General features: G+C 56.6%; 21 protein-coding genes and 1 pseudogene. 1 reads left to right on the plus strand and 21 read right to left on the minus strand.

The annotated features are described in order from the left end of the window. Positions 1-324 precede the first annotated feature (324 nt). The 4 genes from HZB34_15165 to recG all read right to left on the minus strand — a co-directional run bounded on the left by HZB34_15165 (position 325) and on the right by recG (position 5359). Positions 325-1113, minus strand: coding sequence for a DsbA family protein (locus HZB34_15165; protein ID MBI5317299.1), 789 nt, complete (start codon positions 1111-1113; stop codon positions 325-327). Between the two features lie 57 nt (positions 1114-1170). Continuing rightward, positions 1171-2118, minus strand: coding sequence for a Ppx/GppA family phosphatase (locus tag HZB34_15170; protein ID MBI5317300.1), 948 nt, complete (start codon positions 2116-2118; stop codon positions 1171-1173). Beyond that, a complete protein-coding gene (locus HZB34_15175; GenBank protein ID MBI5317301.1) occupies positions 2115-2438 on the minus strand; it encodes a hypothetical protein in 324 nt (107 codons plus the stop codon). The genes HZB34_15170 and HZB34_15175 overlap by 4 nt, the downstream gene beginning before the upstream one ends. A 314-nt stretch (positions 2439-2752) precedes the next feature. Beyond that, positions 2753-5359 carry an ATP-dependent DNA helicase RecG gene (gene recG, locus HZB34_15180; protein ID MBI5317302.1) on the minus strand — a complete coding sequence of 869 codons (2607 nt, stop codon included), beginning with the start codon at positions 5357-5359 and terminating at the stop codon, positions 2753-2755. A gap of 196 nt (positions 5360-5555) precedes the next feature. Between recG and HZB34_15185 the strand changes: the two genes are divergently transcribed. Continuing rightward, positions 5556-6986 carry a hypothetical protein gene (locus HZB34_15185; GenBank protein MBI5317303.1) on the plus strand — a complete coding sequence of 477 codons (1431 nt, stop codon included), beginning with the start codon at positions 5556-5558 and terminating at the stop codon, positions 6984-6986. 4 nt (positions 6987-6990) lie between these two features. On the opposite strand, the gene HZB34_15190 is transcribed toward HZB34_15185, so the two are convergent. The 17 genes and pseudogenes from HZB34_15190 to HZB34_15270 form a co-directional block, all read right to left on the minus strand. Then, on the minus strand, positions 6991-7941 hold the full coding sequence (locus HZB34_15190; protein MBI5317304.1) for a hypothetical protein: 951 nt from the start codon (positions 7939-7941) through the stop codon (positions 6991-6993). A 643-nt stretch (positions 7942-8584) separates the two neighbouring features. Further along, a complete protein-coding gene (locus HZB34_15195; GenBank protein MBI5317305.1) occupies positions 8585-9652 on the minus strand; it encodes a methyltransferase in 1068 nt (355 codons plus the stop codon). Continuing rightward, complete coding sequence (locus HZB34_15200; GenBank protein MBI5317306.1) at positions 9652-10086, minus strand: hypothetical protein; 435 nt, start codon at positions 10084-10086, stop codon at positions 9652-9654. Before HZB34_15200 ends, HZB34_15195 begins: the two co-directional genes overlap by 1 nt. After that, positions 10083-10907, minus strand: a complete 825-nt coding sequence (locus tag HZB34_15205; protein MBI5317307.1) for a tetratricopeptide repeat protein — start codon at positions 10905-10907, stop codon at positions 10083-10085. The genes HZB34_15200 and HZB34_15205 overlap by 4 nt, the downstream gene beginning before the upstream one ends. Next, entirely contained in the window at positions 10904-11506 is a 603-nt protein-coding gene (locus HZB34_15210; protein ID MBI5317308.1) for a hypothetical protein, read from the minus strand. The genes HZB34_15205 and HZB34_15210 overlap by 4 nt, the downstream gene beginning before the upstream one ends. A 36-nt stretch (positions 11507-11542) precedes the next feature. Beyond that, entirely contained in the window at positions 11543-11782 is a 240-nt protein-coding gene (locus HZB34_15215; GenBank protein ID MBI5317309.1) for a hypothetical protein, read from the minus strand. A 270-nt stretch (positions 11783-12052) separates the two neighbouring features. After that, on the minus strand, positions 12053-12583 hold the full coding sequence (locus HZB34_15220) for a TlpA family protein disulfide reductase (protein MBI5317310.1): 531 nt from the start codon (positions 12581-12583) through the stop codon (positions 12053-12055). A gap of 383 nt (positions 12584-12966) precedes the next feature. Then, the gene (locus HZB34_15225) at positions 12967-13284 is read right to left on the minus strand and encodes a PilZ domain-containing protein (protein MBI5317311.1); all 318 of its coding nucleotides are present in this window, start codon (positions 13282-13284) and stop codon (positions 12967-12969) included. 63 nt (positions 13285-13347) lie between these two features. Further along, positions 13348-14820, minus strand: a complete 1473-nt coding sequence (locus HZB34_15230; GenBank protein ID MBI5317312.1) for an amidophosphoribosyltransferase — start codon at positions 14818-14820, stop codon at positions 13348-13350. Positions 14821-14847: 27 nt separating this feature from the next. After that, positions 14848-17115 (minus strand): phosphoribosylformylglycinamidine synthase subunit PurL, encoded by a 2268-nt coding sequence (gene purL, locus HZB34_15235; protein ID MBI5317313.1) that lies wholly within the window; start codon positions 17113-17115, stop codon positions 14848-14850. Between the two features lie 18 nt (positions 17116-17133). Then, entirely contained in the window at positions 17134-17499 is a 366-nt protein-coding gene (locus tag HZB34_15240; GenBank protein MBI5317314.1) for a hypothetical protein, read from the minus strand. Further along, positions 17496-17831, minus strand: a complete 336-nt coding sequence (locus HZB34_15245; protein MBI5317315.1) for a hypothetical protein — start codon at positions 17829-17831, stop codon at positions 17496-17498. The genes HZB34_15240 and HZB34_15245 overlap by 4 nt, the downstream gene beginning before the upstream one ends. 221 nt (positions 17832-18052) lie before the next feature. Beyond that, positions 18053-18961 (minus strand): annotated as a pseudogene (locus HZB34_15250) (restriction endonuclease). Between the two features lie 265 nt (positions 18962-19226). Continuing rightward, entirely contained in the window at positions 19227-19949 is a 723-nt protein-coding gene (gene purQ / locus HZB34_15255; GenBank protein ID MBI5317316.1) for a phosphoribosylformylglycinamidine synthase subunit PurQ, read from the minus strand. A gap of 124 nt (positions 19950-20073) precedes the next feature. Continuing rightward, positions 20074-20316, minus strand: coding sequence for a phosphoribosylformylglycinamidine synthase subunit PurS (gene purS, locus HZB34_15260; protein MBI5317317.1), 243 nt, complete (start codon positions 20314-20316; stop codon positions 20074-20076). A 225-nt stretch (positions 20317-20541) separates the two neighbouring features. Then, positions 20542-20766, minus strand: a complete 225-nt coding sequence (locus HZB34_15265) for a hypothetical protein (protein MBI5317318.1) — start codon at positions 20764-20766, stop codon at positions 20542-20544. A 403-nt stretch (positions 20767-21169) separates the two neighbouring features. Next, a complete protein-coding gene (locus HZB34_15270; protein ID MBI5317319.1) occupies positions 21170-21874 on the minus strand; it encodes a phosphoribosylaminoimidazolesuccinocarboxamide synthase in 705 nt (234 codons plus the stop codon). Between the last annotated feature and the right edge of the window lie 16 nt (positions 21875-21890).

Genomic DNA, 21890 nt, shown 5'->3' on the forward strand with positions numbered 1-21890 from the left:
TCCGATGCGCGCAGTAAAGGGCAGCCTTGGCCACTCCCCTAAATGGAGGTTGGGCAAATTGGTAGGCCCTCGCCAGGGCTAGTGGCACGTCTCGGGAAATCGATAGCGAAGCAATCGGAGGGTAGGGCGGGTGAACAATATCTGCCAGTGGGCGGGTGAGAAAGCCGCGCGCAGTGAAAGATCATTTAGCCCTCATCCCTGAAGATCACGAGCAAGCTTGGAGGGATTAGCTTCGCCTCATTCGACAGCCGCACGTAGGCCAACAGGGTGCCATTCCCTGAGAGGAGTTGAAGTGCCGGAAGGGCCTTCCTCAGAAGGCTCTCGTTACTTTTCCTTTTCATCGAGCAGGCGGTCAATCACCTGGCTAAAGACCGAGGCCGGTAGGGCGCCCTTCATGGCAGTCGCCGAAATCATACCATCCTTCCTGGACTTGCCGATGAAGAAGCCGGGCGTGCCGGTCACACCAGCCGCAGAGCCGGCTGTCACGTCCGTCCCGACTGATGTTGCATACTTGCCACCATCGAGGCAGGCATTGAACGCATCGAGTTCCAGCTGCATCGTCCGCGCAAAATCCCGCAGGTTATCGGGCTTTAACGCGCCCTGGTTCGTGAACATGACATCATGCATCTCCCAGAATTTCCCCTGATCTCCCGCACAGTGCGCAGCTTCCGCTGCCTTGCGGGCGTAGGGGTGGATCGAATCAATTGGAAAATCCCGGAAGAAATACCGCACCTTGCCCGTATCGATATAACTCGCCTTCAGCGCCGCAAAGGTGCCAATGAAATGTTTGCGGCAGAAGGGGCACTGGTAGTCGGAGAACTCCACGATGGTGACCGGCGCATCCTCCCTCCCGAGCGCCGGACCGTAGCCCACGCTCATCATCACAGGCCCTCGGTCTATCTGGACAGGCGGGGCAGGGCGCTGGGTGAGCTGCTTCTGAATCTCCTCTAGTTGTTTCTTGATCGCTTCCATGTCCGCCTTGAGCACATCGACGTCCTGCCGCACGGCGCCGAGGTCGCTCGTTCCGGTTTCAGCCCACCCGGCGGGGCCCGGCAAGGCGCAGGCCAAGGCAAGAAAGAGAATCACGGAGATGAATCGCCGATGCTGTATCATGTTGCCTTGTACGGGTGAAAGATGTGAAGAATATCTGTCGCCATCATCTTCTGGTCATCATCGTGACCGTTTCGCCAGCTCGATCAGCACTCCTTCTCGCAATCCTAGATCGCTCACAAGGACCGCCGACATCCCCAACGTCTCCATCACAGTATGAATGACGATCGCGCCGGCGGCAATCACGTCTTCTCGGCATTTTTCTAGGCCTGGCAGGCCGGCACGGTCGGCTTTTGTTCGGCTCAATAGCGTCTGTTCGAGTTCTTGAATCGTGCTGAGTTGCAACTGATATTTCTGGATTCTGGCCGGCTCATAGGAAGGGAGTTTTTGGGCCATGGCTGCCAGGCTGGTGATAGTGCCCGCTGTGCCGACGAAGGTTGCAGTCTGAAAGTTACCCATGACGGCGACTGCTGATTTGGTTTCTCTCGCGACCCACTCACGCGCCTGGCAGATTTCTTCACCGGTCGGAGGATCGTGGTGCAGAACCCGTTCGGAAAGACGCACGACCCCGATGTCTATGGATCGCACGACCGGACTCAGGCCAGATCGACTCAGGATGAATTCGGTGCTGCCGCCGCCGATATCGAGCGCCAGCAGGTCAGTCACGCCGGCAGGAAGACCAGAACGAATACCAAGCAACGTTCGACGTGCTTCTTCGTCACCTGTGAGAACCTCGACCTCGAAGCCCGCTTCGCGCTTTACCCGATCGAGAAATTCATCACGGTTTGTTGCGTCCCGCGCCGCACTCGTCGCGACAACCGCCACAGCATCGACAGAAGAAGCCTCGATGATCTCGCGCCATTCCCTGAGGCACTGCAGCACCCGTTCCATCGCGGCAGCGTTCAACTGCCTGGTCTGATCAACAGCCTCGCCCAGGCGAAGGATTCGCCGATCAGATCGTACTTCCTTGAGCCGTCCGTCAGGCAATAGATCGGCAATCAGCAACCGGCAGGTGAGGGTGCCGATATCAATCCCGGCGAGACGCATCCTTCGCGACGGGCCGGTCATGCCTCGCTCCTGATTTCCGCCACCTCCGACTCAAGCCTGTCGCGCGTCTCCTTGAGCTCCTGAATCTCCTTAACGAGTCGACCGACTTCCGCGTCGTACAGGACCCGCTCAGCCGATTCGCCTCCCTCGCCCAGGCTGATCGCTCGTTCGCCGACATCCCGATAGAGCTCCTGCAATTTCTCGTCGAGTTTGCGGATTTCGAGCCGGATCCGCAGCAGTTCAGTTTCCTGCAATGCACGGATCGCTGCCTGCGCCGTCCCATGACGCAACGTCGCAAACCCCGCCTTCAAATCATGCGTCAATCTTTGTAGAAGACCCATGCCCGTTGCTCATCTTTCTTCACAATCCAGTTATGACAGGGTACAGGAAAACAGTTTTCAACCACCACGAAGTCGTCGAACGGAATCATGTTGGACAATAAAGAAATCTCCGCAGGATGCTCAAAAAGACCAACCTTCTCACCCGCCCAACCCCGGCGCGCCAAGACGCGCCGTTACCGTTGGCAAGGCCGCAGCGGATGAAGAAGGCTGAGGTCGAGGTTAAGGTTAAGCGTCGAACAGGTTCTTGTTTGCTCAACCTTAGCCTCAGCCTTAACCTTCCCCAAAACCGCTGGCGGGCCTTTTTCAGCATTCTGCTAGCTGATCGACCCCAATTCCAACTTTGTTTCCCACCGCCGCAACATTGCCTCCCGCACAGCACGGTGAGCCGGTGCTTTCAGCTGCGGGTCCTGCGTTAAGAGTGCAAAGGCCTCTTGCCGCGCCTGTTGAAGCAGATCAGCATCCCGCACCAGATTCGCAACTCGAAACTCCGGGATGCCCCATTGCCGGAATCCAAAAAACTCTCCCGGGCCGCGAATACGGAGGTCTTCTTCGGCAATCACAAACCCGTCGGTCGATCGCACCAGGGCCTCCAGCCGCTCCCGGGCGGGGGATAAGGGGGTAGGGGGATGGGAGGATAGGGGTAAAGGGATAGGGGGGTAGGGGGATAGAGGGGTATTACCCCCTTGCCCCCTTACCCCCTTACCCCCTGATACCCATGAGGCCATCAGAAGACAATAGGACTGCTGCTCGCTTCGCCCAACCCGCCCGCGCAATTGGTGCAACTGCGCCAACCCGAACCGCTCAGCATGTTCGATCATCATCACCGTGGCATTGGACACATCAACCCCGACTTCCACCACAGTCGTCGAGACCAGGACCTGGATCTCTCCCCTCTTATACGATGCCATGACCCTTTCTTTCTCTTCCGACGGCATACGACCGTGGACGAGCCCGACGCGAAACTCGGCCAATTCATCCGCTTGCAACTGCTCCGCCCCTTGCATGGCCGCCTGCAGATCGGTCTTCTCCGATTCTTCGACGAGCGGATACACGACATAAGCCTGCCTTCCGCGCCGCAATTCATCTCTCAGAATCTGATAGGCCCGCCCTCGTTGGCTATCACGTAAGAGAAAGGTCCGCACCGGCTTTCGCCCCGGCGGCATCTGATCAATGACCGAGACATCCAGATCCCCGTACACCGTCATGGCCAGCGTGCGTGGGATCGGTGTCGCGGTCAGCACCAGCACATCAGGCCGATACCCCTTCTCTACGAGCGTCTTCCGTTGGAGTACACCGAACCGATGCTGTTCATCCACTACCGCCAGCCCGAGCTTCGCAAAGGTCACGCCCTGCTGAATGATCGCATGGGTTCCGATGACAATCTGTGCAGTCCCGGAGGCCACTTGCTCGCGCACGGCTTTGCGCGCTGCGACACGGCCACCTCCGCTCACGAGCACCACGGAAAGCCCGAGCGGTTCCAACAGCCCCTTCATCGTTCGATAGTGCTGCTCGGCGAGAATTTCCGTCGGCGCCATCAGTGCCGCCTGGTAGCCAGACCCGCAAGCCAGCACCATCGCTTGCACCGCCACGATGGTTTTACCGGAGCCGACATCACCCTGCACCAGGCGGTTCATCGGCCTCCGCGAGGTCATGTCAGACAGAATCTCGCGAATCACTCGCTCTTGCGCAGCAGTCAATTGAAAGGGCAGCGCCCGATCCAATTTGCCGAGGAGCGGCGTCTTCGGATTGAACGACACCTGCTTCACCTCTTCCTTCATCACCCGTTGCCGCGATGCCAGTGCGAGTTGCAGCACAAACAGCTCTTCGAACGCCAAGCGACGATGCGCAGGGGTGATACCACGATCGAGTTGTCCCCCATCAGTCCCAGGCTGAGGGAAATGCACGTCCTGAATGGCTTGTTGAATGGGCAGCAATCGATAGCGGGCGCGAAGCGGAACCGGCAACAGCTCTTGCGCTTCCGCGGCATGCGCGTCAAGCAAGCTTTTCATGAGTGCACGCATCTGCCGGGACGTCCACCCCTTGGTTTCGTGATACACCGGAACGATACGCCCCACGTGCAACGGCGCTTCAGTTGCGGCGCCTATCACTTCATATTGCGCAACCTCCATCCTCATGGCCACCCACCCCTGTGCGCCTGCCATCACCCGTCCAGTCAGCATGATGCTGGTTCCAACCGTGAAGAGTGGCTCGAGAAACGGCTGATTGAAGAATACAGCCTGGAGGCGCCCGGTTGAGTCTTCCACCACAATATCGAGGATCGTGAGGCGGCGCCTGCGGGCGTTCTTCGCCTCGCTTCGGATGATCGTGCCGCAGATCGATGCCTGCTCACCGGGCACGAGCTGCCCGATCGGGGTCATGACCGAACGATCCTCATAGCGCCACGGTACCGTCCACAGAGCATCTTCAACCGTCTCGATCCCGAACCGTTGAAGCAACAATGTGCGTTTCGGGCCGACTCCCTTCACGAAACGAATGGGCTGCTCCCACCATGACCGCGATGGAGCGGGATCTATGACAGGCTCGCGGACCGCGACAGGCTCCGGCCTATTCCACACTTGAGCAGGATCGTGAGCCGCCTTACGCAAGACCCCAAGAATAACTTTGGCTTCCCGCAGCCGACGCTGCTCATCCTCTGCCGGCAGCCGTTCCTGATCGTGAAGAAACAGCCCCCGCAATTCGAGCAACGCCGCTTCAATTGCGCGTGGATAGACGTGATCGGACAGGGCCTGCATGACCTGTGAAGAGACGAAACGATTCAAGTTCTTGACGGTGGGTAGATGGGCGAAGGCATCGCGCGTCGCAAAATCGATCGGGCGAGCGACACGGTCCAGCCATCGCTGAAACTGTTCCGGGGGGTTGGGCTCGGAAGAGCGCCGTATCACAGCGCTGGATCGTATCATAGCTTCTCTTCCTCCTCAACGAGCAGAACTGGTTCATCTGGTTTGTTTAGTTAATTTGGTTGTTTGGTTCGTCTGGTTAATTTCATTCAACCAAACAAACCAAATAACCAGATCAACCAGTCTTGCCGATTAGCTGACAATCCTATGCCGAGCCTACTCAGAGTGATAGATTGAATCTTATCTGAATAGGGCTCGTATGTACCGTCGCAACATCTTTCACATTTTGTATCCTGTCGCCTGTCTGATCGGACTGTTCATCCTCTATCAAGCCTGGTTCAAACCGACCTATCTACCCACGCCGGCACCGAGTCCGCTCAATGACATCGTGGAAACCTCACGGGAGGCGCCTCTGGAACCACGCCGTGATGGCCGAGCTGAGCTGGAACAGAAACAGGCTCGCCTGATCGATCCCAGTGTGGTTCCTAAAACGACACATCACGAACTATTGGAGACGATCCGCGACGAGATTGAAAGAGGTAACGTCAAATCCGCGGAAGCCACACTCACCAATCTCCCGGCCACTGCATTAACCGAGACCAAGACCCGCCTCTACACTGCCGTGCTATGGAACAATCTTGGCATTCAGCTGGAAAAGGCGGGCGGCACCGCAGCCTCGATGTATGCCTTCAAGAAGGCATCGTCGTTGGATGCCACTAACCCGACCATTCACCTCAACCTTGCCCATGCCTACTGGGAATTGCGTGATCCAGGCATGACGCAGGACTTCCTGGAACAGCTGGTTGCCATGGCCCCCAACGAGCCCTTCCCTCATCTGGCACTGGCCGAACTTTTTCAGGAACGGGATGAGCTCGGCGAAGCAGCTCGTCATCTCGAGCAAGCCAGTGCGCGCGCGGGCAAAGACCCTGCTGTCCAATCCTATCTGCGAACCGTCACGGCCAAAGTCCGTGGAGCCGAAAAGAGCGAAGAGCGCCTCACCAGCCGAAACAGCGCGCACTTTACCGTGAAATTCAACGGGGAAGCCGATCAAACCACTTGGGCCGCTGTGTTAGAGATTCTTGAAGAGGCCTACCGGGAGATTGGGCAAAAGTTCGGGCATTTCCCGTCAAAAACCATCGTCGTCGTCCTACACGCCAAGTCCTCATTCCAAAGCGCAACCGGCAGCCCCATATGGGCCGATGGGCTCTTCGATCCTACGCTTGGCCGCATCCAAGTTCCAACCCAGGACGCATTGGCAGACCGTGCCTGGCTCAGGCGCGTGCTGCGACACGAATTCGTACATGCCCTCCTGCACGACCAACTCGGCCCCGCCGGTAGCGCCATTCCAACCTGGCTCAATGAAGGTTTGGCCATGGAATTGTCCGGGGATCACTGGTCGGATCTCGACCAGACTATGACGCAGAACTTTACACCAATCCCTCTGCCTGCCTTAGAGGGAGCTTGGGGAGGATTGTCCAGTGACGCCGCGACCGTGGCCTATCTGGAGGCGAACTCGGCCGTGCACTATCTCATCGACCGATTCGGCATGCATCGGGTACAAGAACTCCTCACACGGCTCAAGGCGAAGCAGGCGCTTTCTACCGCCATGCAATCGCAGCTCTCGCTGTCGTACGAGCAGTTCCAGTCCATGTGGGTAGATCAACTGCGGGAGCAGGGGAAGAAAAGCTGACTCTCTAAATCTTTTCGTATTCGAATCCGCCGGGACCCTCGCTATGCCAGACCGGCAGATTCTCAGCTGCAGCGTCGTGACTACCTGCCAGATCTATCTCCTCTACAGTCGGCTCGATCGTGTCTTCCCACAAGATCTTCTGACCCCGATCATCCATCATCCGAATCCGAAATTCGATCAACTGCGAGAGCACACCCCCCTCTGTCTGATCGACAACGGCCCTACTGATCCGCTCTGGACGGGCCACGGCGCCGGCCCCGGGTGAAAAATGATCGGCCCACACAAGCTGTCCGGTTAACAAATCGATGGTGCTGAGGAAAAACTGAGGTTGACCATCGATTGCGCTTCTGGCGCGGACTTTGGTCACCGTAGCCTGTGGCGCGCCAAGATGGGCCACGACTCGACGGGTAGAACCAGAGTCTTGGTTGGGGGCATTGAGGTTCAGCAGACCTTCCCAGAGAAACCGACCAGTGGCAGCGTCATAGACCCGGAGCGTGAATTCTGAAAGTCCGTCAGCTCCTGCGCCAACTCCTCCTGCAAAAATCCGCTCACGCGGCTGGCTATCAGCTGACGCGGCATCCTCTCGCACATTCAATTCATACGTTTCATTGGAGAGGATCTCGCCGTTCTCGGCATCGTAGGTTTTAACAGTAATGATCGATGTCTCGGCATCCTCATACCCGACACCAGCTGCCACGACCTTCCTGGGTTTCGCCGGTGCAAGAGACGAGGGGTCTGCAGTCCAAGCTGTCATAGGCAGGCTGGAGCCGACCATGGCACAGGCGATCAACGCGACTGGGAAAACTTTCCTTTTTCGCCCATCGATCTGTAGCCCCTGCCATACCGGATTCACCCGCACAGACTCGCGCCACTCCCTCAATTCGTGGATCGTCGCAGAGAGCCACTTGATGATCGTCATGTGCGCTTCTCCCTTGTCTGTGCTGCAGTTTCTCATTGGCCCCCCTTTAGGGTAAATTCCCCACTATGGGGGAAACCCCTACGAAAGAGGGGGCTAAAGGGAGACGAGGGAGGAGTTCATCTGGTCTGTCTGGTCTGTCTGGTCTATCTTGTCGGTCTGATTGATTTTGGGTTGTGGTTGAACCAGGCTAACCAGATAGACCAGACAGACCGAATAGACGAGATAGACCCTCTCTGGAGTGAGGTTCGTCGCCGAGCAGGAAAGTGGTTACTTGCGTGCTGCTTCTCGACAAGGGGGAGGCGGATTTTCAGAGGCCCCCGCTAGGGGAACCGTGCCGAAGATGGAATACCCCTGCTGTTGCTGTGCGGAGCAGATGCCGGTATTATCCTGTCCATGCGACATACCTGGCTGCTCATCGTCCTGCTCGCGGGGCTCTGCTTCATCGGAGCCAATACCACCCAACTCATACCGGCGGCGACAGACACGGGCCGAATCGGATGGATGGTCTATCTAGTCGCATGTCCTGCCGCTCTCGCGGGCGTCGTGTGGTTCGGATGGGCCTGGACCGCCATGGCCTGTGTTATCTATGGAACGGTGGGATTGGCTCTCGACCTTGCTACAGTCACGAGCATCCTGACTGGACAGGGGGAGACCGGCGCTCTCTTCCTCTTCAGTGCGATCAGCGGGGTTGTGAACTTTTTCCTGATCCTGCTCGGCGGGAGCGCATTTTTCCGTTCGTCCCTGGGCAACGCGCTTCCAGTATCCCGTCCTCCCAATCCTCCGTCCCCTTCTTCATCCGCAAGACCTTGACCCGTTCAAATCCGGCATCAGTCAGCCAGGCCTTCGTCGCCGCAGCAGAATAGGTATTCCCATTCTCGGTAAACAGCAACATCGAGACCGCGAAGAGGCTGGCTTCTTCGGGAAACAGCCCGTTCCGGTCATGGAGGAAAGCATCTTGAATCAGCAGCCTGCCTCCGGGATTCAGTGCCGTCAAGACACGACGAAACAGCGCCTCGTTGTCTTTCGGTCCATAGATGTGCAGGACGTTTGAATACCAGATGACATCGTAGGTGCCGGGAATGTCTTCCATCATTATATCCAGCGGCACGTAGGAGAGTCGCGCAGCAGCCTTGTGCGTCGCGGCAATCTCCTTCGCCACGTCGAGGGCTGCGGGACGGTCGCAGACCGTGGCCCGAAGCGTGGGATTCTTGGCCAGGAAGGCCATGGCATAGGTACCGGGGCCGCCGCCAAGGTCGAGGAGGGTTCGTGCGCCATGCAGGTCGATCTGGGCTGCAACCTTCGGAGCCGTTTCCAGGGTCCGGTGATGCATGGCCCACGTGAACCGGCGACGATAGTCCGGCTCGTCCGGTTGATCGTGATCGAGCGGCAAACCGCTCTTCACCGATTCGAGCAACCGCCCCCAGTCAGCCCAATGGCTCACGATCAGCTGGAGATAGTCTCCTCGATAGGCGGGATGCTGCCCGTTCAACGCGGTGGCGCTCAACCGGCTGTTTCTATAGGTCTCGCCGTTTTTCTTCAGCAGGCCGGCCATGGCGAGATTCCGGCAGAGGATGGCCAGACCCCGCTCACTGGCTTTTACCTTGCGAGCCAGATCAGGAACCGTCCATGTGCCCGCATCGATGGCCGTGAAGAGATTCAATTCAAGAGCGGCAATGAGCACCCTCGGCAACCGGTATGCCGTAATCGCATCACGCAAGTCATTGAACGTGGCGATCCGTCGGCTCATCACGCAACGCCGATTGTCCGCACGCACCAGCGCATCAGGTCCTGTACCGCCGTCGGATTGGTCACGTCCACGCTCCGCTCGAAGCGCGCTGCGACATACTCATCGGTAATCTCGGTTTGTTCGGAGAATCCTGATTTCAGCAGAATCGCCCGATACTTGGACACCGCCGGTTGGATGTAGTACTTGGCCTGCTTCGCGATCTCATCCGTGCCGAGATCCTCCGGCGTTCCATCGGACAAGAGAGCCATCACATCGTCAATCGCCATGCCGTACTGGCACAGCAGCTGTCCGTCAGGAGTCAATTCCAGCAACCATCCGTCGGAACCAAGTTCCATCGACAAAGCCCCGCCGGCTTCGGATTCCTGCAGTTGGGGAAAGGCAGGGGTCAACGAGGCCCTGAGGGCATCCCACTCCCTCGAGGTTTCATCACTCATCTCGGTGCCTTTCGATGAGGCGGCGCCCCGCCCTGCCCCAGGAGGCCGGCACGCAGCGCCGCCAGACGTTTCGTATTCTCTTCAAGTTTCGGCAACTGATACTTGCGATCCATCTGCACCACCAGTTCGAGAAGATCCGCTGCCTCACGCAACTTGCCGAGCTCTTCGTAACATTGAACCAGCACATAACGAGCGCCGCCTGTTCTCAGCTCATCATGCGACCGCTCGGCAATGGACTGGCTGGTTTGGCAACAGGCAATAGCATCGTCATAGCGCCGCTGGAGCAAAAACGTACGGCCGATCATACGCCAGGCATCGGCCACCCCGCCCTCATTCCCCAACCGCCGCATGAGGACCAGCGATTGTTCATAGTATCCGATCGCCTGCTCATACTCTTTCGCCTCGCGCGCGACCAGGCCAAGATCCGAAAACAGCACGGCCTTGCCCGCCTCGTCGTGAGTCTTAGACATGAGGTCCAATGCTTCGAGATAGTAGGCTTTGGCGCGGTCCCATTCACCCGCATCAGCCCTCAGATTTCCCAAATTTCCCAAGGTCGTCCCAATTCCCTTCTCGTCACCAAGAATCTTTTGAAGTTCCAACACTTCTTGGTAGTGAGTCTGGGCCGCTTCCCGACGCCCACTGACCGCGCAAATATTTCCGAGATTTCCCAGGGTGGCAGCCAAGGCCCGTTGGTCCCCGGTCAGCCGATCGCATTCCAACGCTTTCGCATAGCAGGTATAGGCGTCGGTATAGAGCCCGCGGGCGAAATGTTCGTTTCCCTGGCGATTAAGCTCCTCTGAAAGGCCGTTGCGTAGCGTCATGATGAAGGCTGGAGCAGCCGGTCGACCGCCTGCTTGGCGCCGGTCAGAATCGAAACGCCGTCTCCGACCAAGAGACTATCGAAGTTATACTTGAGGAGACGACGCAGCCCTTCCCTGGCTTTCCCCACATCGGCATACTTTTCAGCCGGCAGGAGACTGACGGAGCCGGCCGGCTTCCCGATCAACGCGTCGCCGACGATCAACACACCCTTCCCCTGCTGAATGAACAACGCCGACTCGCCGGGAGACTTCTGGTCTTTCAGTTGTATCACCCAGATCCCGCCGGTCAGCAATTCCCCATCCTTGAACGTTTTGGTCGGCTTCAGATCCATCTGCGGCGCGTCAGCCTCCGGTACGTGCAGTTGGCAGCGAAACTCCTCCTGATACTTCACCGCTTCTCGCGCATGATCACGATTCGTCACAACGATGTAATCGACGGGTCCGTTACGGAGAATCACAGAACTCGCCTCCCCCGTCATTGGCGGAGGATCGATGAGAATCTTGTGCTGCCCGACCGTCAAGAAGAGGCCGTTGAAATCGAGCTGCTTCTCTTCAGAGAACCAAGACCATTGCCAGATGCCTGGGAGCAGGTTTTTCATTGCGTATCCTGAACCTCAGCCTTAACCTCAACCTTCCTAAAGAGCTGCGACCGCATCTTTGACGGTCTTTGTGACCTTGGACAGAATGCTCGCCTCATTCGGCAGATCGATGATGTCGTCTTCCGAAACCGTAATGAATTTTCGATTCGGCCCCTTCGTGAGTGAAATCAGAAACATGCTATTGGAAGGCGTGACAGGGATCACGACCTGCACGGCCGCATCAGCCCCCTTCACCACCTCTAGAAACCTCTGTTTCCCCTCTTCCATCTCGTCCATTGTCTTTCCCTCTCATTCGCGGAAGTCGGTTGCTTTCCAAACTGGGCGGAGGAGTCTCTCCAACGCGCGCATCAAACGCCCCGCATCTTTCTAGATACTCCCTCCAACCTCGCTCGTTCACTTCTCAGGGATGGGGGCTGATTGATCTTCCACTGCGCGCGTCCAACGAGGGGAGTCCGCGACCGCGCGTTGCGCGAGCACAGAAGATCAATCAGCCTCCATCCCCTCTTCTGTTCTGCGAGCAGGGAGACGGCCCGACCGCTGCTGCTCTTACATTTTATTTCCGCCAGCCAACAACTTTTCAACTTCCGCCACAATCACCTCTTCGCCGGCCAAATCCATGTTGCCGACACGCTGCCACCGGATCACACCCTGTTGATCGATTACATACACGTTGGGGATAAACTTGCCTCCGCCATATAATTTGTCCGTCAACTTGGTCGGATCAAGCAGATAGGGATAGGTCACCCTCACAGGAAAGGCGGACAAAAACTCACCGACGCTTTTCTTGGAGTCGCCTGAAGAATTCACGCCGAGCACTGCCACGTTTTTTCCCTTCATCATCTCGAAAACTTTTTGGAGCGTGGATCCCTGGATCATACAGGGTTCGCAAATATGAAAGAGTCCGAGCACCACGACTTTCCCCTTGTAGCTATCCAGACCGACAGTTTCACCGGTGATGGCCGTCAAGGCAAACGAGGGCGCCTTCTCGCCGACCTTAAACAGTCCTGCGGCAAGAACCAGTTGGGTAGCAAGAACAGGAACCAGCAGCGTCCCAAGGATGAGGACCCAACGTTTCATCACATCCTCCTTCACGCAAGAGTCAACGTCGAGCTTCAAATGTGACGTGGCACGATCATTCAACATTCACAATTCAGCATGTCACATTTCGTGAGTGGCATCCTAGCACGCTGATTTTTCATGGAGCAACTGAGGGAACAGCGGAGCTAGCAGGCTGCGGAAAAACTCAGTTTATACATAAGACACTGCTGCTGCAATTTTCACAGAATGGCGCTGATGTCACAATCGCTCAGGATGCTCAAAAAGACCGTCCAGCAAGGCCGCAGCGGATGAAGAAGGCTTAGGTCGAGGTTAAGGTTAAGCATTGAACAGGTTCTTGTTTACTCAACCTTAGCCTCAACCTTAACCTTTCAATAACGCTGGCGGACTTTTTCAGCATCCTGCTAGGGAGAGGATGAATCGTGCGGGTTGAGCATATCTTCAAGTTGCTGCTTAGACCGGCCGTCGAAACCGACAAACTCCAAGCCGAATCTGTCGCCGTGTTTCCAGCGAACCACCGCGACAGTGACCACAATAGGAGGCCGGGCGCCTGAGGCATGGATACTCAGTGAAAGACGGCTGCCGATAGCAAGGTCAGCCTGACTTTGTATTTCTGCCCCGGCAATTGTCAAATTCTTCAGCGTCACGCTTCCGGACAGCTGATCGGTCGTGAACGTAGCAGGGTAATCCACCTCGATTCTCGGTCTGGCCCTCGGCTGCATACGCGGTTTCTCGTCCATTGCACAGTGCGAAGATCTGGTTTGTCTGGGGTCCTGGGTCTTGGGTCACCGCGCTGGTTCAAATAGACCCAACTGCATTTCTTCTGCGCGGGTCAAGGGAATCGGGTAGCGTTCCGTAAAGCAGGCATTGCAATATTGGCCTGGCGCACCTGGAGAGGCGCCCAGCATGCCATCGAGGCTTAAATAGGCCAGGCTATCGGCCGTAATGTACTTTCGAATCTCTTCGGTCGTGTGGCTGGAGGCAATCAATTCCCTCCTGGTAGGCGTATCGATTCCGTAGAAGCAGGGGGAGGTGATCGGTGGAGAACTGATGCGCATATGCACTTCTTTAGCCCCGGCATTCCGAAGCATCTTGACGATCTTTCGGCTCGTCGTACCCCGAACCAGTGAGTCATCGACCACGACAACCCGTTTCCCCTCCAGAACTTCCGGCACAGCATTGAGCTTGACCTTGACACCGAAGTGGCGAATTGATTGCTCTGGTTCAATGAAGGTACGACCGACATAGTGGTTCCTGATCAGCCCGAGTTCGAACGGAATCCCCGCCCCTTCCGCATAGCCGAGCGAGGCAGGCACCCCGGAGTCCGGCACCGGAATAACGATGTCAGCCGGCACAGGCGATTCCTTCGCCAACTGTCTGCCCAACGATTTGCGCGTAGCATAGACCGTATTTGCGCCGAAAATTTTACTGTCCGGGCGAGCAAAGTATACATACTCAAAGACGCATAGGGCCGGACTCACCGGCGTAAAGGGTTTGTGACTCGTCACACCCTTGTCGTTCAGCACAACCAATTCGCCTGGCTCGACCTCGCGAACAATTTCAGCTCCGAGCAGGTCGAATGCGCAGGTTTCTGAGGCCACGAGATAGGTATCGCCTAGGCGACCGAGACAGAGCGGCCGGAACCCATGGGGGTCGCGCGCTGCAATGATCCCGTCGTCTGTCTGCAGGACGATAGAAAATGCCCCGCGGACCTGGCTCAACGCATCGATGATCCGAGCCAGCAACGTATTGGCCCTGGAATGCGCGATCAGATGGATGACGACTTCGCTGTCCGAGGTGGATTGGAAGATGGCGCCGTACGCTTCGAGCTCGTGGCGCAGCACTTGCGCGTTGATGAGGTTGCCGTTATGCGCGAGCGCGAGATTTCCGAATGCGAAATTGACCGAGAACGGCTGGATGTTCTTGAGGTCGCTCCCGCCCGCCGTGGAGTAGCGATTGTGACCGATCGCCATTGAACCGGTCAATTGCTCGAGCACCTGGGTATTATAGATATCCGCAACGAGCCCCTTCCCCTTATGAACGTAAAACTGCTCGCCATCGCCTGAGACGATACCGGACGCTTCCTGTCCTCGATGCTGCAAGGCATAGAGCCCGAGATAGGTAAGATTTGCCGCTTCCTTGTGGCCATAGATGCCGAAGACCGCACATTCGTCGTGAAACTTGTCGGGAGTAATCAGTGGTAAGGGGTGAGGGGTAAGGGGTGAGGCGACCGGAAGAACTAGTCGATCCTGACTCATAACCCCTCGCCCCTAACGCCTAACGCCTTACCCTTCACGCCTGACCTCTCCCGCTTCATTCAGCCTTCGTTCGATCGAAAAGGCCCACCGGTCGTGAAGAATATCCACCGGAAGATCGATGCGGCACCCCTCGCTCCATTGCCCTTCCTCCACATCGATGATAAAGCGGTCTCCGCCTACCGTCCCGATCTTCATCGCTGGAATACCGGAATCCCAAGCTCGATTCAATACTTGACCGGCCACCTCGGGCCTCACTGACAGGACCACCCGCGACTGGCTCTCACCAAACAAGAGCGCATCACGCCTCGATTGATCAAGGGACAATCTTACCATAGCCCCTCGCCTGCTGTCCGGGGCAGAGATACAACATTCGGCCAGTGCGACAGACAGACCGCCATCTGAACAGTCATGGGCGGACTGCACCAAGCCCTCACGAATGATGTGCAGTAGGAATTCATGAAGCGCCTTCTCTGCCTCCAAACTCAGGAAGGGGGGCGATCCCTGTTCCCGGTGATGAAGCACTTTCAGGTATTCACTGCCGCCCAGGTCCTCTTTCGTCTTGCCCAGGAGAAGAATCGCATCGCCGTCCTGCTTGAACCACTGCGTCATCGTCTTATCGGCCGATTCGATCAAACCCACCATGCCCAGCATCGGTGTCGGGTAGATCGAGAGACCATTGGTCTCATTATAGAAACTCACGTTGCCGCTGACGATAGGAATCGCGAAATGTTCGCAGGCATCCTTCATCCCCTCGATCGCCAGCACAAACTGCCACATAATCTCCGTCCGCTCGGGGTTCCCGAAGTTCAAACAGTCCGTGAGCCCGATCGGTTCCGCCCCGGAACAGGCCAGATTTCTCGCCGCTTCGGCCACCGCAAGGCGCGCCCCTTCATACGGATGCAGCAGGCAATAGCGACTGTTACAGTCCACCGTCATCGCAATGGCCTTGTTCGTTCCCTTGATCCGCACCACCGCGGCGTCGGAACCTGGCCGGACCATCGTGTTGGTCCGCACCATATGATCATACTGTTCATAGGCCCACCGTTTGCTCGCAATCGTCGGCGACTCAAGCAAGGACAACAGCGCCGCACTCGCATCCTTCACATCGGGAAGCGCATCGTAATTGAGGTTGGTCAGCATGTCCTGATAACCAGGCGGCTGATAGGGACGCTCATAGCGGGGCCCCTCATCGGCCAGTGCTTTCGCCGGGATCTCCGCCACCACGTTGCCCTGATCTCTCACACGGAGAATCCCATCGCCAGTCACCCGTCCCACCACCGCCACATCGAGGTCCCACTTCTTGCAGATCCTGACGCACTCGTCTTCCTTCCCAGCCTGCGCGACCATCAGCATACGTTCTTGCGATTCCGACAACATCAATTCATAGGGCGTCATGCCAGGCTCACGCCGAGGGACATCGGTCAGGTCCAGATCGATTCCATTGCCGGCCCGCGATGCCATTTCACAAGACGAACTGGTCAACCCTGCCGCCCCCATGTCCTGAATGCCGACGAGCAAATCGCCCGCCATCAATTCAAGACAGGCTTCCAACAACAGCTTCTCGGTAAAGGGATCGCCCACCTGCACCGTAGGCCGCTTCTGTTCCGACTGGTCGTCGAAGGAATCGGACGCCATCGTCGCGCCGTGAATCCCATCGCGGCCCGTCTTCGATCCGAAATAGATCACCGGATTGCCGACCCCGGCTGCCGTTCCCAGAAAAATCTTGTCTTTGCGCGCGATGCCGAGGCAAAACACGTTTACGAGCGGATTCTGCGAATAAATATCGTTGAAGACGATTTCGCCTCCGACCGTCGCTACCCCCATACAATTCCCGTATGCACTGATGCCGGATACCACACCCTTGAGCAGACGTCGGTTATTCGCGTTGTCGAGCTCGCCGAACCGCAGCGCATTGAGCAAGGCGATCGGACGCGCGCCCATCGTAAAGATGTCGCGCAGAATCCCCCCCACCCCCGTCGCCGCCCCCTGATAGGGCTCGATGAACGAGGGATGGTTATGCGACTCCATCTTGAAGACCACACACAGTCCGTCGCCAATATCCACCGCACCGGCATTCTCCCCTGGCCCCTGCACCACCCGCGGCCCAGTCGTCGGCAATTTCTTCAAGTGCACACGCGAACTCTTATAGGAGCAGTGCTCCGACCACATGACTGAGAACATGCCCAATTCAGTGATATTCGGCTCCCGCCCCAAAATCTCGACGATCTTCTTATACTCATCGTCCGTCAGATTATGCTGCGCGATGAGATCTTTCGTAATCACTTGGGCTTGCATGAATCATTCACTCCGACGCTAGACAGGCGCGGCACTAGTGCGTAAGAGACCGGACAGTTCCAATACTCGCTTTGACCAGACACTTGAGGCCTCAGCAACTTGCCCGCGACGAAAGGGATCTGACCAGATTTGAACCCACTGACATTGCCATCGCGCAAGCTGAACTTGCAATCCAACAAGTTCCGCTGACACTTCGACTTCAGCTTCAGCCGCCGTCCATTCGATAAAGTACTTACTCTCATCGATCAAGCTTTCCACAGCATCACGGCCGGCATCATGCGCAGCAAACGATTTAATCCGGCTCAAATTCGCCGCCAACCCACCCAAGCGAACAGGAAGGGTGTCGCGAAGATAACGTTCTTGAATGGCAGACTTATCTTTCATGCGCGACCTAGTAAAGGCCTAACGATCTCTACCACACGCTCTCTGACACCAGAATCCAGTATCTCCAGCGAGGGATTGTTCTGGCGTGGCCGAATGTTGATCAAAGACTCAAACGTGATTTGCTGCGCACTAGGAATCCCGTCCGCACCCCACACATCTTCCTGGCGACTCCCATCTTCAAGCAAGGCCGCTTCACAATCTGCATGCAATGCCCCACCACCAGCAAGAATTCTTCGCTCAAGATCAACAGCCAACTTCACGTATGTTTCAAGGCCCTGGAGCATTTCTTCCATCTGCTGTTTTGTGGCCCGAGTACGAATGATATGGATCACAGCAGCGTCTTCAACGGCCTCTCTCCGTCCCCTCGTCCCCAGGAAGAAACCAAATCTTACTCCATTTCCGTCAGATTATGCTGCACGATGAGATCATTTTTGATAGCTGCGTCTCGCCTAACTGTCTAATTCCGCATTGGGTACTACTCCCGATGCTCACTCAGCAAATGTGCCCACAGAGTTTCTTGAGTGATTTATTCCAGATCCGCACAGGGTTAGGATCAACCTTCTTCAAAGTAGTCGGAATCTACCCTGCTTACCACGTAACTGCACACCTCTGTAACGCCAATTCTGTGATCAATCATGAGCTGAGCAAGTTGTTCGCCATCGATTAAAACGATTTTCTTTTCTATCCTCCCCACATACTCCTTTGCTTCCTGAGAGAACCTAGAAGTTGTTAGAAGAACGCCTTTCCTGGCTCTATGCCCTTCTAGGCTACCTGCAAGCTCTTAAACTGTGGGCCTACCAACCGTTGATTCCCATCTTTTTGCCTGGATATAAACCACATCGAGCCCCAGTTTGTCTTCTTTGATAATCCCGTCAATACCATCGTCTCCGGAACGCCCTACAGCCTGCCCCGCGTCCTTTCTCGACCCTCCATACCCAATAGCAACAAGCAGATCTACGACTAGAGTTTCAAAGAATTTCGGAGAGCAAGTCCTAATACGGTCGAGAAGGTCCTGAGCTAACGTTTTTCGTAAACTTTGGTAGGCCACCTCAAGGGTTTCATAGGGTGTTCCGACGTTGTCTTTTTCGGCCTCATCCTCTTTCTTAGTTTGGACCCGTGTCCCTCGCGTAAATTCGACGAACTTCGGAAATTGTCGCAGAAACTTATTGTCAAGTTCGGTTGGATTCTTTTGGAGTACCTGCAGGCCTCGCTCAGAAATTCGAAATACCCCACGCGCTACTCTATCTAGAAGCCTGGCCTTACTAAGGTCCGTAATTGTCCAAGCAACTCGATTTTCGAATTTCCTAGCTGTACCACTAGGAAGAAGCTCTGCACGATCATCCTCGGTAAGACTGAACTCTTTGGCGACTAAGTTATACATCTCCCCATATGAATGATCTTTCGTGTCTCCAGCGATCCTGAGAACCGGCAAGAAAAACTTTTGATACTCAGGAACGGCCACAACTATTCGCCTTCTATAAATTTTAGTGAGGGCATGGCCAGAGCGACTTTACCGAGAGCGGTCGGGACCCTACACTTCTGATCAAGAGAGCCATGCTGCCGTGAGCGGAATTGGCCGAAGGAGCGGGGCCCCACCGAGACTCTGCCAGGAAGGAAAGCGGAAACTGACCGAGTCTGCGAGGGAATTTCCGATGGCTTCCGCCTGGCAGAGTCCGGAAGGGTCGCTCCGAGAGGCCCTGAAGCGAACGGCAGCATGGCTCTGCCCCTCACGCCCCCACCATTTTCAATCGCTTCTTATTTCCCTTCAACGCCTCCAGCATCGATAGGAAAATCAGTCTCCCGTCGACATTCCCCAGCATCTCTTCCGCACAGCGCTCCGGATGCGGCATCATGCCCAGCACATTGCCCTCGGCATTGATGATCCCTGCAATATTATCTAAGGACCCGTTCGGATTCGCCTCCGGCGTCACCTTACCCTCCGGCGTGCAATAGCGCAGCACGACCTGTGCGTTCGCCTGCATCGCAGCCAGCGTGACCGGATCGGTGTAATAGTTCCCGTCTGCGTGGGCGATTGGAATCTTCAATACCTGACCAGACTCACAGCTCCCCGTAAACGCGGTCGCCGCATTCTCTACTTTCACGTAGACATCCCTGCAGATGAAATGCAGCGAGCGGTTGCGCAACATCGCGCCGGGCAATAACCCCGCCTCCAGCAGAATCTGGAACCCGTTACAGATACCGAGCACCAACCCGCCCTTCTTCGCAAACTCCTTCACCGCTCCCATCACCGGCGAGAACCGCGCGATCGCGCCCGTCCGCAAATAGTCGCCGTAGGAAAACCCCCCCGGCAGCACAATCGCATCCAGCCCCGCGAGCAGAGTCTCCTTATGCCAGATCATCTCCACATACTGCCCCAGCACATCCTTAAAGATATGCTGGCAGTCGTGATCGCAATTACTACCCGGGAACACCACCACGCCAATCTTCATTTCACCTACCCTCACTTCGTTACAGCGAGATGGCAGGATTTGGTTTTACTGCGCGCGTCCAACGAGGGCCTTCTGAGGCCGCGCGTTGCGCGAGCACGAAACCAAGTCCTGCCGTCTCGCCATCTCACTGCAACTCGTACCGATATTCTTCAACGATCGTATTTGCCAGCAGCTTCTCACACATGGCCTTAACCTGTGCGTCCGCTTTCGCCTTGTCCGTTTCGATCACGTCCAGTTCCATATACTTCCCGACCCGCACATTGCCCGCATTCTTGAACCCCAGTGAATCAAGCGCATGCTCAATCGCCTTCCCTTGCGGGTCCAAGATGCCCTGCTTCAACGTCACATGAATTCTTGCCTTCACCACACCCTCCTTAGCTCTTCTCACACCCCTCGACAAAGGGCGGCACGAACGCTCTCATCCAGACGCATCGAACGGCCGTCACCCTTCTAAATGATCACTCTAAGCTCGCTCGTTACTGCTCAGGGATGGGGGCTGATTGATCTTCCACTGCGCGCGTCCAACGAGGGCCTTCAGAGGCCGCGCGTTGCGCGAGCACAGAAGATCATCAGCCTCCATCCCCTCTTCCTTTCACTGTTGATCTCCCTGCTCCGATGCTTTGGTCTGTCTATCCACATACCTTCTGATCCAGAAAATCCCAGCGATCGTCCCGAACCCGGCCACGATGACCGCCAAGAGCGGCCAGCGCCAGGGTGAGTCCCCCATCCGATAGGTCAATATACCGACCACCGACATGACCGCCAAAATGGAGGCCACCAACCCATACAGCATGAACAACCGCCGAAACCCCTTCACGACTCTCTCCCTACCCTTCCTTTACCAAAGGATTTGGTGCAGCCTTCGCAGGGGATGGTGGGGTTGTCCTCGACTGCGCGACCTTCTCACCCGCCCACCCTGGACGCGCCAAGACACGTCCTTTCCCCCTGCGAGGGCCTCCCTCATCTGCTACGCGCTCGCATCCTCACGCAAGAGAGTGGCCAACTGCTTCCCTCTCTATCCTTCTGAGGCCGCGCGTTGCGCGAGCAAGGAGGACCGCCCCCACGTCTCCCTCTTCCACACTCTCCCCAAAGGATTGGGAGATCCTTGAGGGGGCGGAGGGGTTGGCTTCCACTGCGCGCATCGAACGAGCACAGCTTTACCGTGCGCGTTCTGCGAGCAAAGAAGCCACCCCTCCGCTCCCTCTATCCGTTCCGTCCCCTCATCCACAGACTCTCTTCAGCACCTCCCGATACGCCTCTTCAATCTTCCCCAAATCCTTCCGAAACCGATCCTTATCCATCGACTCCTTCGTCGTCTGGTCCCAAAAACGGCAGGTATCCGGCGAAATCTCATCGGCCAGGATGAGCCGGCCGTGGTGCAGCCCGAATTCCAATTTAAAATCGACGAGGATCATCTGCCGTTCTTGGAAGAATGGACGAAGAATCGCGTTGATTTGTAGCGCAAGTCGCTTGATTTCCACCAGTTGCTCCGGCGTCGCCAGCTTGAGCAGGCGAATATGTTCATCAGCGATGAGCGGATCGCCCAGCCCATCGTTCTTGTAGTACCACTCCACGATAGCCGGCTCGATGGGATCACCCTCCTTCAACCCCAGTCGCTTCGCCAAGCTGCCTGCGACGATATTGCGGACCACGACTTCCACCGGCACGATCGTCACCTTCTTCGTGAGCAATTCCCGGTCACTCAGGCGCTCGACAAAATGCGTCGCCATGCCGGCCTGCTCCAACAACCGGAAGAGCCGTTCAGAGACCTTGTTATTGACCACGCCTTTGTCGACGATAGTCCCGCGCTTCTGAGCGTTGAAGGCCGTCGCATCGTCCTTGAAATACTGGACGACCTGATCGGGATTGTCGGTTGCAAAAAGCTTCTTGGCTTTACCTTCGTAAAGAAGCGTGCGCGTTGTCATAATCGTTCCTTCAACT

The organism is Nitrospirota bacterium (assembly GCA_016219645.1).
GTDB lineage: Bacteria > Nitrospirota > Nitrospiria > Nitrospirales > Nitrospiraceae > Palsa-1315.